The 12,341-nt window shown below is 47.0% G+C and carries 8 protein-coding genes and 1 tRNA gene; 1 reads left to right on the top strand and 8 read right to left on the bottom strand.

Annotated features, from left to right (window positions below; translation table 11 throughout):
- Positions 1 to 7: 7 nt before the first annotated feature.
- Complete coding sequence (gene fdhD, locus L2729_RS01405) at positions 8 to 871, bottom strand: formate dehydrogenase accessory sulfurtransferase FdhD (protein ID WP_102039147.1); 864 nt, start codon at positions 869 to 871, stop codon at positions 8 to 10.
- Between the two features lie 147 nt (positions 872 to 1,018).
- Here fdhD and L2729_RS01400 point away from each other — a divergent pair.
- A tRNA-Sec gene (locus tag L2729_RS01400) sits at positions 1,019 to 1,113 on the top strand.
- On the opposite strand, the gene selB is transcribed toward L2729_RS01400, so the two are convergent.
- The 7 genes from selB to L2729_RS01365 all read right to left on the bottom strand — a co-directional run bounded on the left by selB (position 1,091) and on the right by L2729_RS01365 (position 12,340).
- On the bottom strand, positions 1,091 to 2,998 hold the full coding sequence (gene selB, locus L2729_RS01395; RefSeq protein WP_248986627.1) for a selenocysteine-specific translation elongation factor: 1,908 nt from the start codon (positions 2,996 to 2,998) through the stop codon (positions 1,091 to 1,093). The genes L2729_RS01400 and selB overlap by 23 nt on opposite strands.
- Positions 2,995 to 4,419 carry an L-seryl-tRNA(Sec) selenium transferase gene (selA, locus tag L2729_RS01390; RefSeq protein WP_248986626.1) on the bottom strand — a complete coding sequence of 475 codons (1,425 nt, stop codon included), beginning with the start codon at positions 4,417 to 4,419 and terminating at the stop codon, positions 2,995 to 2,997. Before selA ends, selB begins: the two co-directional genes overlap by 4 nt.
- A gap of 107 nt (positions 4,420 to 4,526) precedes the next feature.
- Positions 4,527 to 5,501, bottom strand: coding sequence for a formate dehydrogenase accessory protein FdhE (gene fdhE / locus L2729_RS01385; protein WP_248986625.1), 975 nt, complete (start codon positions 5,499 to 5,501; stop codon positions 4,527 to 4,529).
- 2 nt (positions 5,502 to 5,503) lie between these two features.
- Positions 5,504 to 6,148, bottom strand: a complete 645-nt coding sequence (locus L2729_RS01380; protein WP_248986624.1) for a formate dehydrogenase subunit gamma — start codon at positions 6,146 to 6,148, stop codon at positions 5,504 to 5,506.
- A 5-nt stretch (positions 6,149 to 6,153) separates the two neighbouring features.
- On the bottom strand, positions 6,154 to 7,062 hold the full coding sequence (fdxH, locus tag L2729_RS01375) for a formate dehydrogenase subunit beta (RefSeq protein WP_248986623.1): 909 nt from the start codon (positions 7,060 to 7,062) through the stop codon (positions 6,154 to 6,156).
- A gap of 2 nt (positions 7,063 to 7,064) precedes the next feature.
- Positions 7,065 to 10,085 carry a formate dehydrogenase-N subunit alpha gene (gene fdnG / locus L2729_RS01370; RefSeq protein WP_248986622.1) on the bottom strand — a complete coding sequence of 1,007 codons (3,021 nt, stop codon included), beginning with the start codon at positions 10,083 to 10,085 and terminating at the stop codon, positions 7,065 to 7,067.
- A gap of 923 nt (positions 10,086 to 11,008) precedes the next feature.
- Positions 11,009 to 12,340, bottom strand: a complete 1,332-nt coding sequence (locus tag L2729_RS01365) for an SO_0444 family Cu/Zn efflux transporter (protein ID WP_248986621.1) — start codon at positions 12,338 to 12,340, stop codon at positions 11,009 to 11,011.
- Position 12,341: the final 1 nt, after the last annotated feature.

Below are 12,341 nucleotides of genomic sequence, written 5' to 3'. Positions count from 1 at the left end.
ACTTATTTTACATTACAGCTAAGTTATTATTGTTAACATTACTTAGCGTTTCATTACACAGATATAACCTTTCTGGATGGGTATATATTGTCACTCTGTTTTCACGACAGAATCCGACTAAGGTTATATTAGATTTTTGAGCAATTTCTATTGCTAACGAAGTTGCGGAAGAAATTGCAAATACAATGCTAATATTTGAAATGGCGGCTTTTTGTACCATTTCAAAACTGGCTCGACTGGTTAATAATAATGCCGACTGGCGATATTTATTATCAGAAGATATATGACCAATTAATTTATCTAACGCGACATGACGTCCCACATCTTCGAAGCAAGATATAATATCACCTTCTGCAGACAACATGGCAGCAGCATGTGTGGCTCCGGTCAAATTAAATGCAGTTTGATGCTGATGTAAACTAGATAAGGCCTTTTTTAGACTGTTTAAATTAAACTTTTCAGTGCCTGTGACTTTTACAATCGGTTTAACCGTTTGCTCTATCTGTTCTACACCACAAAGTCCGCAACCCGTTCGACCCGCAAGGCTACGCCTATGGGCTTTAAGATGTAGAAAGCTGCGTGGGCTAATCGCTATATGCACCAAAATGCCAGTCTCTATGGTCTCGATGTCGATTGAACGAATATCTTTAATGTCATCAATAATTGATTCAGACAAACTAAAACCAATGGCAAACTCTTTTAATGCAGTAGGGCTAGCCATCATTACGACATGAGAGATACCATTATAGATCAACGCAACCCTCACCTCTTTTGCGACGGTTTCTATTAATGATTGCTCTCTATCATTTCGAAAACAAGTCACTTTAGTCTGTTCAGTAATATTATTTAGCCCACACACAAGTTCCGTCATAGCGATTTTCCATTTGTCCTGGTAAATAATGTCCCACTATTCATCATTCATATCGATAAATGATTGTTGGACTCACATTTATTAAATATTGAAACTACTGATATTGTTTAATTACAAACAATTATCTATTATTCTCGCAAGTGTTAAGGAAGAACGTCGTTTCCGGTGAAACGTCTGGATTTCAAATCCAGGTGGGGCTGCCAGCAGTCCCGGGTAGGTTCAACTCCTATGTTCTTCCGCCAAATCACTTAATATAAAAACACTGCTATCTTTTATGACCCTCGAATTATCTTTTTGCTTTCTCCAAGTTAATCCACTGCGATCATAAAATTCTAAAAGTTGAATGCTGACTTTTCTGCCTAATTTAATGATGGAATTAAAATCAGCGATTTTTATTTCGCCATGTATATTGATCTGTTCCCGAATAACATTGGCATAAAAATAAAGGTTTTCAGTTAGCACATAACGATCTTTAATAATTGCAGAAATGTACCCCAATTGAATGAGCTTGCGACAAAGCTGACGCACTACGCTCAAGTCCAAGTGATGCCCTGCTGCAAGCTCTGATGACCATAACGGCCCTCTTGCCATTAGCATCTGCTGCTTTATCAGCAGCCAGAGTTGCTGCTCATTATCCGATAGCGCTAAGTTATGCCGTGGCAGGTGTAATTGGCCCCTAGTGCAATGCAGACGTTTTTGCAGGCAGAGCTTATCGCTGATATAGATCAAAACGGCCAAGGGATATTGGCCATGGGTCATGCGTTGTAAGCGATTGATGGTTAACCCCAATAATTCGGGCGATGCGTGATGGTAATCACTTATCAGCGCTAATAGTTGCGCCTCAATGTGGGTATTAAGCTGTGGTGATAATAAGTAGCCTGCAACTTCAACCACCTCTTTATTATGCAATAAAGCATCGTGTTGCCCACTCAACTGATTGGCCCACATGAAATCTGACTTTGCTACACAATGCTCGGCGATTTGCGCCTGTAAACTGGCAGTGATTGTGGTGCAGTCTTTAAGTTTACTTAAGTAACTCAGCCGTTCAGGACTGCGCTTGCCTCGCTTTAGCGGAGAAATGTCGAGTACTCGCATCGCCCCAAGTGTGATTTTCGCTGCGGCGTCGCGCACGATAATCCTATCTTGTTCCACACAAGGTAGCGCCTGCTCGCACTGAAGCTCGATCAATGCCTGATTGTTGGGCAGTATTTCTAATAAGCCGATGCGCGCCGTGGTATGGCTATTAGCTAAGTGAATTTGCACGCTTTGCCAATGTTTAAACGGCAGACAGCTATCGAGTACCCCGCAAATGACCTTGGGCGCTGCCATTGGGGCTAATGCTGTTAACCAGTCACCACGTTGGGCACCACTATGTTGATTAACACCGGTTAAGTTAAGTGCGACACGCTGGCCACTATGGGCAAGGCAACTAACCTGACCTTGGCTATGCAAGGTTCTGACTTTAACAGCTTTACTCTGTTTTGAAAGGTAGAGGCTTTGGCCTTCACTCACCTGACCGCTTATCACTGTTCCGGTAGCCACCAGACCTGCACCTTTGACCGTAAAAACCCGATCAATAGCCATGCGAAAACTGGTTTGTAGGCTTAGCTGACTAAGCGCATTGACTTGAGTGAGCGCAAGCAGTTTGATTGCCTGACTAAGTGCGGGAATACCCGCGCCAGTCAACGCCGATACCACATAAATAGGGCTCTGCCTTCGGTATTGCTGCAGCAGTTCAGTCACTTGCACCTTAACGGCTTCAACTCTTGAGCTATCGACTCGATCTTGCTTAGTCAGCACTACGATTAGGTTTTCAAGATTCAGCAGCTGTAAAATCGCCAAATGTTCAGTCGTTTGTGGCATGACTCCGTCATCGCAAGCGATGATGAGCAAGGCATGCTTAGCACAACTCACCCCCGCCAGCATGGTATTGATAAACTTTTCATGCCCAGGAACATCAACAAAAGCCAGACGCTGATCATCAATTACATTCATAAAGGCGTAACCGAGTTCGATGGTCATGCCGCGTTTTTTCTCTTCGGGCAGTCTATCGGCATCGGTCCCCGTAAGGGCTTGAATAAGACTCGTCTTTCCGTGATCAACATGACCCGCCGTCACGATGATCATAAGCTTTGTCCAACCTGTCTTAGGGCATTGATTAATCTAGTTTCCTGTTCGACGCCGCGAAGATCCAACCAATATTGGTTATTGGCCATTCGACCTATGATAGGTTTATCTTGCTGCTTAAACTTTTGCTCTAACTGATGAATACGGTATTGGCTATTAGCCGTCGGAGTGAAGGTCAGTGCCAAAGATTCCAGTAGAGTCTCTGGCTGGGAGCCGCTGCCTACCTGAGTTTGGCTTGCGGTGATTGCCAAGGTGAAGTGCGAGGCAAAATATTCAGGTAATTCAGCCATCATTTGCTGGCCCACTTGCTCCAGCTCGGCCAGTGAACGAGACATTTTTCTCAGCATCGGCAACTCTTCATTGAGCCGCTTAGGATTTCGGTAGAGTAATAGAGTCGCTTCGAGCGCAGCCAGCGTCATCTTGTCGCAACGCAGTGCGCGTTTTAACGGATGTTGCTGCAGTTTATCGATGAGATTTTTGTCGCCAACAATGAGCCCGGCCTGTGGACCACCGAGTAATTTGTCACCCGAAAAACTCACTAAATTAACGCCATCAGTGAGCATGTTTTGCGGCGTGGGTTCATCGCCTAAGCCAAACTGACTCAGATCGGTCAGCGCGCCACTGCCCAGATCTGAGATCAACGGAATTTGGTGTTGCTGGCAGAGTGTGGCCAAGCGTTTTTCATCCACCGCTGCGGTAAAACCTTGGATATGATAGTTACTGGTGTGAACTTTCATAATGGCGGCGGTATTTTCAGTGATCGCCGCTTCGTAGTCGCGTAGATGCGTGCGGTTAGTACTGCCAACTTCAATTAAAGTGCAACCGGCTTGACGCATAATATCTGGGATGCGAAAGGCACCGCCAATTTCCACCAACTCGCCGCGTGAGACAATAACCTCTTTACCTGCCGCGACGCCTGAAAGCATCAAAAGTACGGCTGCGGCGTTGTTGTTCACCAGACAGCAACTCTGAGAACCGGTTAACTGCTGTAATATTTTTCCTATCGCTAGATCACGGTGACCGCGCTTGCCAGCCTCCAGTTCAAACTCTAAGGGCGTCGGGTAGCGCATCACCTTAGTGACGGCAGAAATTGCCGCTTCACTCAATTGCGAACGTCCGAGATTGGTGTGCAATATGGTCCCTGTCAGGTTCCATACCGCTTGTAGACTGTGGCGTTGACCGTCTAATAATTTGTGGGTTAACTCTTTTATGAGTGCCTCAGGTGCCCCGCAGTAGTCCGGGAGTTTACTCTGCTGAGCGATAAGCTCTCTTGCCTGATTAAGCAAGCTGCTGAGTTGGCTCTTAACCCAAGTATCGCCATACTCTAGCCTGAGTTTTAGCACGGCCTTATGCAGCAATAAGCTGTCCATGGCTGGCAGTGAACGGTAAAGGGCGGCGGTAGTGTCGATTGCTGAGGTCATCTGATAATGTCTATAAATTTCTATTCAGTTGTCACTGAACTTACTGGAATAAAAGTCAGTGCAACTGACTCCGTTATCTGGAATCAGCCGCCCTGACAGGACTGACTTTACTGCTCGTGGGCCAGCAATAGCGGATTAACCGTTGTGGCCAAATAGCCTTGCTCTACCACATATTGATCCATCAGTAGCGTTGCTAGATCATCCACTGCGACCTCAAATTTGGGGTTGATGTCAGTAAACAACATCTTGGTGTACCCCTTACAGGTGTCACAGCTTTCGATCCGCACAGCCGCCTTTGTTTCTGTTTCTGCCCAGAGAAAAACCCCTTTGTCTTCACCACAAGAGGTGCACTCAGCACGGATCTGATGCCACTCAGTTTCACATAAGCTGCAATGTAGATAACGTAAACCTGTGCGTGGTTTCTCCTTGATCACACTCGCCACCGGATGACAGCCACACACCGGGCATAGGGTTTTATAACCTTGTCCCGTTGCTGCTAGAGCAGTTGCTACATCCGTCGCCCAGTGAGACCAATAGACTGATAACGCAGCCCAGATAAACAGCGTGTACTCAGCCGGAACCTCTGCAAAATGACCGAGTAACATCGCCTCGGCATATTGCTGCAAGGTTTCCGGTTCAGTACTTGCTAACGCCTTTAGTACTGCCGTTAGATCCGCCGCACTTTCCGACGAAGATTCAGACAAAGGTTTGGACAAGAGCTTAGGCAAGAGATCACTTATGAGCTCCAGCAATACCGACTGCCAATAGTTTCCCCACTCAAAATGACCCTGTGCCATAGGCTGACTTTGCTCGAAATCAAACTCAGGCTTGGGGCCAAAGCAGCTCAGCTCAGATAAACCTGTCGGTGTGGCAACGCCATCATTAACAGAGGCTACCCGTGCTTGCGCGCTGACCAGCAGCTTCAGCAAGCGAAAGTAATCAGGCAAACCTGACTCTTCAGCTAGCTCTGCGAGTCTTTCAGCCCGGAATTGGTAGATCGCTTGAGGATCTGCAGGGATCAAGGTTTTGATCTCCAATTTCTGGGCCGGGATTTTTTCAGCGTCGAGTATTGCTGTGCTCATAATTAGTGTTTTTCCTGCTTTATAGTCTTTAGTTTTGGATCATTAAGCATGTTGGGATGGTGCTTCTTACACCAGGCTCTTGAAACAGAGCCATACAACATGCCTGCAACCGACCCTTCTACCCAGGTAGCCATCCAGAAATGCACGATCACGAAGATCAACATGATCACCGCGCAAACGGCGTGCAACAAGATGGCCCACTCGATAGCGGCGGAGGCAAAGTAAGGCGCAAAGTAGGGCTGCCACATCATGATGCCAGTCACTGTCAACACGACAGAGGTCACCACAAAGGTCCGAAACAGCACTTTTTGCCCCGGATTGTAATGGCCGATAGCGGGGATTTTGTCCTCGTTTTCAAACATCACATCCTTGATGGCTAGCATCCATTTAAGGTCGTTCTTTTCCCACTTGTTATGGTGGTAATAACGCACGAGTATCAACATCAACGGCAGACACATCATCAAGCCGGCGATAGGATGAACAAAGCGCGCCATCTGCGGCGTACCTGCAATGGCTCCCAACCATTGAAAGGATGGGAAGAAAAAACCGAAGCCGGTAAGAAAAGCCACCAAGCCCACTGCCACTACAAACCAGTGGCAGATCCGATCGAACAACTTATGGCGCAAAATCTTATTCTGCTTATGCATGAGCGTTACTCCTTATCTGACTTGCTTGGGTGAGAGTGATCGAACGCAGCAGGTTCATCTTCTTCGACGATATTACGGCCCACAGTGATACGGTGCAGACAAGCCACCGCCACCGTGGCGATAATCCCTGCAGCTCCCAAAGGTTTGACTACGTCTTGCCATAGTTTGATCGACAAGCTGGTCTTTGGATCAGCCGGTAAACCATAACTTTGTGGGTCATCGATATCATGTAAAATCATCATCATACCGGTACCGCCAACCCCTTTCGGGTTATACAATCCAGCCTTAGCAAAGCCCTTTTCATGAAGTTGCTTAATACGCATATCTGCGATAAAAAGCATGTCTTCACGAGTACCGAACTTAAGCGCGCCAGTGGTACATGACTTCACACATGAGGGTTCCTGACCCACTTGCAATCGGTCAGAACACATAGTGCATTTGTAGGCTTTCTGATCCACAGAGTCGAGCTTAGGGACGTCAAACGGACAAGCGGTTACGCAATATCCACAGCCGATACATTTGTCAGAGTCAAAGTCCACAATGCCGTTGGCATGTTGAACAATGGCATCTTTGGTCGAACAAGCGGTCAAGCAAGCTGGATCGTCACAATGCATGCAGGCTGTATGAGTAAACTGCCAGCGTAGTAGCTTGTCTTTCTCATCGGTAACCTCGTTAAACTTCATCAGAGTCCAGCACTCGGAAGAAAGGTCCGCCGGGTTTTGGTAACTACCGGTAAACTCACCGATGGGTGCCCGCAGATCGTTCCACTCAGAGCAGGAAACCTGACAGGCCTTACAGCCGTTACACTTGGTGGCATCAAATAACTTGGCCACCTTGCTCAGTTTCTTTCTTACCTGCGCCGCGGGGCTGAGCCTAGAGGTGCCGGAGCTTAAAATAATATCTTGAGTCGACATAATTAGATCGCCTCCACCTTAGTAACATTTACCAGGAATGCCTTAAATTCAGGCACCTGAGTATTTGCATCACCCACTTCTGTGGTCAAAACATTACAACTGCTGCTCTTGCGAGTCAGCGCGTTATAACCGCCATGACGCGGTAATCCCACGGTGTGCACTAGCTGTCCATGAACCTTGAGCGGTTGTAGGCGCTTAGTCACTAATGCCTTGGTCTGCAACTCGCCACGTTTAGAGCTCACGGTGACCCAATCGCCGCTGTTGATCCCTTTTGCTGCCGCCAACACTTCATCTATTTCAACAAACGTCTCAGGCATAGAGATAGCTGCTAAACGACAATGTGCAGTCCAGAAGTTAAAGTGTTCAGTTACGCAGTATGTAGTGCACACATACGGATATTCCTTATGCGAACCCAAGGTTTCTGCTACACCATCGAGCATACGTACCGCAGGGTTACTGATCACTTTAGGATGCAATGGATTGGTGCCGATAGGCGATTCCATGGGCTCGTAATGCTCAGGGAATGGTCCTTCAGCCAGGTGTTTAAGGGCAAAGAAACGTCCGACACCTTCTTGTTGCATAATGAACGGATGAGCCGATTCTTGTGGTGTCAGCTTCATATTGAAGTCACCGACATCGATGCCATGCCATTTATCATGCTTCCATTCCACAATGGTTCGCTTTGGATCCCAAGGCTTGCCATTAACGTCACATGACGCGCGGTTGTAGAGCACTCTACGATTAGAAGGCCAAGCGAATGACCAACCCGGAGTGATACCTTTGCCGGACGGATCCGAGTTATCACGGCGGGCCATCAAGTTGCCCTCTTCGGTCCAAGAACCCGAGTAGATCCAGCAGCCACAGGCAGTACTACCGTCATCTTTAAGCTGACTGAAACTATCCAGCTGCTTACCCGTTTTAAGATCAATACCGTTGAGCTCTTTTGCCACTTCCGACCCATGCGGGAAATGAGAGTCGTGATAGCCAGCCCAGTTAATCGCATTAATCGGCTCAGGCAATACACCGCCTTCTTCTTTATAAAGCGCTCTGAGCTTCATCAAGATACCGGATAAGATCGCAGCATCAGGCTTAGACTCACCGGGTGCATTCGCCCCTTTCCAGTGCCACTGCATCCAGCGACCCGAGTTGACAATACAGCCTTCCTCTTCGGCAAACAGAGTCGTCGGCAGACGGAACACCTGAGTCTGGATCTGGCTTGGATCGACATCATTAAACTTATCGTCTTTTTTCCAGAAAACGGATGTTTCTGTCGCGAGTGGATCCATCACCACCATGAACTTCAGCTTGCTAAATGCCGCTAACGTCTTGTTACGGTTAGGCATAGAGTTAATCGCGTTAACCCCTTGAATAAAATAGCCATTAACCTCGCCGTGGTACATCATGTCGATGTGTTTAGTGAAATCGTATTGCTGATCCCACTTCGGTAACCAGTCATAACCAAAGCTGTTTTCTTTGGTGGCGTTCTCGCCCCAGAAACTCTTCATCTGAGAGATGAAAAACTTAGGGTAGTTTGACCAGTAGTTGGTCTGACCCGGACGCAGTGGTTTGGGTGTATGGTGATCCAGATAAGTTTCAAGATCCGTATCTTTGTCACTCGGCAATTTGAGGTAACCGGGCAGAGCCTGACACAATAGCCCCATATCCGTTGCACCCTGCACATTTGAGTGCCCACGAAGTGCGTTCACACCGCCACCGAGTACGCCAATATTGCCCAGCAATAGCTGAACCATGGCCATAGAACGGATATTTTGCGTGCCCTTAGTGTGGTGAGTCCAACCTAAGGCGTACATGAAGGTCGCCGCTTTGTCATGGGTATAGGTGCTGCCGATGATGGCACACACTTTTTCATAATCCTCAACTGGGGTACCTGTGATATTGCTGACGGTGTCAAAATCGTAGCGTTCCACATGATGCTTCAGCAGGTTCCATACGCAACGTGGATGTTCAAAGCTTTCGTCGACTTTGGCATAGCCGTCTTCATCAAGCTCGTAGTACCAAGTCTCTTTGTCATAGGTGCGACTCTTCTCATCGAAGCCACTGAACAGACCTTCATTAAATTCGAAATCTTCACGGACGATGTAAGAGGCATTGGTATAAGCCTTCACATAGTCATAGTTAACTTGTTTGGTTTCAATCAGGTATCGGCTTAAGCCGAGCAAAAAGGCAATGTCTGTACCACTGCGCAAAGGCGCGTAGCAATCCGACAGTGCTGCACTGCGGTTATAACGAGGGTCGACAACAACCAGTTTGGCGTTATTGTGTTCCATGGCTTCTGTAACCCAGCCGAAACCGACAGGGTGTGCTTCGGCGGCATTACCACCCATGATCACCACGACATTGGAGTTCTTAATATCGATCCAGTGGTTGGTCATGGCACCGCGCCCAAATGTTGGAGCAAGACTTGCTACCGTTGGGGAATGTCAGTTACGTGCAATAGTATCGATGGCAACAAGGCCAAGAGAACGGGCAAATTTATGGGTAATATAAGCGCCTTCGTTTGGCTGTGCAGAGGAGGTCATCATCCCCGTGCTCAACCAGCGGTTTACCGTGGTTCCATCGCTGTTCTTTTCGATAAAGTTTGCATCACGGTCATCTTTCATCAGGCGAGCAATACGACCGAATGCCTCATTCCAGCTGATGCGTTTCCATTCATTAGTACCTGGTTCGCGTACTTCAGGAAAGTGATTACGGTTCGGACTGTTCACATAGTCCACCAAGCCTGCACCTTTAGGACAAAGTGAGCCGCGGTTAACCGGATGGTCCGCATCGCCTTCAATGTGGAAAATAGATTTTTCGGCATTTTTACCGTTACTGCCGTGGCTGTACATCAATAAGCCACAACCCACTGAACAATAACAACAGTTATTGCGGGTCTCTTTCGCTCTTAGTAGTTTAAACTCACGAACCGCAGCAAACGCTTTACCGGGCAACAGCCCAAGTGCAGAGATCGCTGAGGTTGCAGTACTACTCGCGCACAGTTTAAAAAACTGACGTCTGTTCATATTACCCTCACACAATTAGTTTTCTATCTACCCAGGCCGACTTCTCATCTCGACGCTGTAGTTTGGTTTTTGTCGTTAACTTGTCTTGCTAAGCCGCACGCTAAACAAAGACGCGTCAACGCCAAGAGATTATCCCCAAAGTCACCTATACGGACAATTACTAACGCATGATCGAGATCACAACAAAACACCTACAGAGCGAAACACCAATAAATGCCAGAAATTTAGCAGCAAGAGCCAGATAGCTAGCGGACCTGCAAACAATTCAGCATTAAATGCTGCTTAAGCAAAAATATGCAAAGGTGGACATTATGAACCACCAGAGATGACAATATGTCCCTTAAAATATCGACGTAAAAAGATAAATAGAGACAATGAAAAGAACGTAATTCCGTTAGAAAATGCCTCAATATCACGCTTACAAGGGAATATAAGCCTGCAACATGCTGATATCGATTATAAATAAAAAAGGATATTCAATTTTTCCGAAGGCTATTTATTTATATCGAGACAATATGGCGCACCTATAACGTCACTGTGGCAGCGACTAATTTAGGTTTAACTGGAAATAGGGCTAAATTGCCGTTGCCGCAATTTGCCCTGCTGTTGGTCGAAGAGATGATATTTGGAACATTGAACGAGGATCATGCTGCTTTTAACACCATGTTTGGATGAAGATGATGAAATATTGATATCAAAAATGAACATAATATGGCTGCTACGGTGTTCAATAGGGATAAGTGTCTGTATTCCACAACAAAAAGCAGCGGACTAAATGGTGGATAGTTTAGGCACTCTCGTCACCTCACGGTTTCAACAGGGAGCATAAATGAACATAAAAAAAGGCACTCAATGAGTGCCTTTTTCTGCTGCCAATCTATATACCCATCAATTTAATACATGAGCCTATACGATGGGTAACACTATGAGCAGCAATCTCGACGCCACCAGTTTTTAGGTAGCATGTCTAAAAAGACCTTAGCCATCAGTATTGCAAGCACAATACCTGAAGTGTAGACAATCGCCGCTGGCAACAAGTTATGTTGCTCGCCAATCTGCGGCATAACCACAAAACCAAAGGTTTCGACAAGGTAATTGACGATGACGCCCGAGACTAATGCCACGCCCAATACACCGCCTAAATAACCAAATAGCGCGCGCTTGCCGAGTTCTTTAGTCACCACGCCTAAGGTCGCTATATTCGTCGCAGGGCCCGCCAACATAAACACCAATACTGCACCTGGTGAAACGCCAGCCAGTAGCAAACCCGCCGCAATAGGCGTTGATGCTGTTGCGCAGATATACATAGGGACAGAAATAACGACCATCACCAACATCGCTAAAATGCCATCGCCCCATTTTGCCATAAAGTCAGCGGGGACATAAGTTTGTACCAAGGCGGCAAAAAACAAACCAACCAATAGCCATACGGTTGTATCGCGCACCAAATCCGTCGCCGCAAAATGCAAACCCTTACCAATACGGCTGATGACAGAAGTGCCCTTTAACTCAGTCGCAATATCTTTAGTCGACTCGCAGCAGCTTTCAGCTTCAGCTGCGGTATCTGTCGTCTTCGAGCTACAACATGATGAAGTGGTCGCTTCTGTTTTAATTGGTGCTGTTTTTTTACTGCTACAACAGCTCGATTTCTTAGCCTCTGTAGCTTGGTGTAAATTCAGTGGCGCTGCATTGACTGGCATAGACATTACGCTGCTATCTGCAACCGGTTTCATACTCACCGTTGCTTTCTTTTCACTTGCACAGCACGAGCTAGTGGCTACCTTAGGCTCCGCTTTCTTGCTGCTACAGCAAGATGACGTCTCGGCTTGCTTAGCTTGCTGCGCTGCGGGTTTGCCGTCATCGTCATCACGACCGACTAATAAGCCGGCCACAATGGCACTGATAACTGCAGCTATTGGTCTGACAATCGCCATGAATGGGCCAAGCAACACGTAAGACACGGTCACTGAGTCAACCCCAGTTTCTGGCGTTGAAACTAAAAAGGAGGTGGTCGCCGCCTTTGATGCTCCACTACGGCGCAAGCCGACTGCAGCCGGAATAACGCCGCATGAGCATAAAGGTAAAGGCGCACCCAATACGGCCGCTTTAACCACGGTTTTAAAACCGTGGCCGCCGAGCTGTTTCTGCATCCAAGCCATAGGCACAAACATTTTGAGCATGCCCGCTAACACTAGGCCCAATAATAGCCAAGGCGCCGAGTCTAAAAAAAGGTCGATAAAGTTGTTTAATAACATA

It is taken from the genome of Shewanella gelidimarina, from assembly GCF_023283945.1.
Classification (GTDB): Bacteria; Pseudomonadota; Gammaproteobacteria; order Enterobacterales; family Shewanellaceae; genus Shewanella; species Shewanella gelidimarina.
This window is presented reverse-complemented; position numbering and strand designations above follow the sequence as displayed.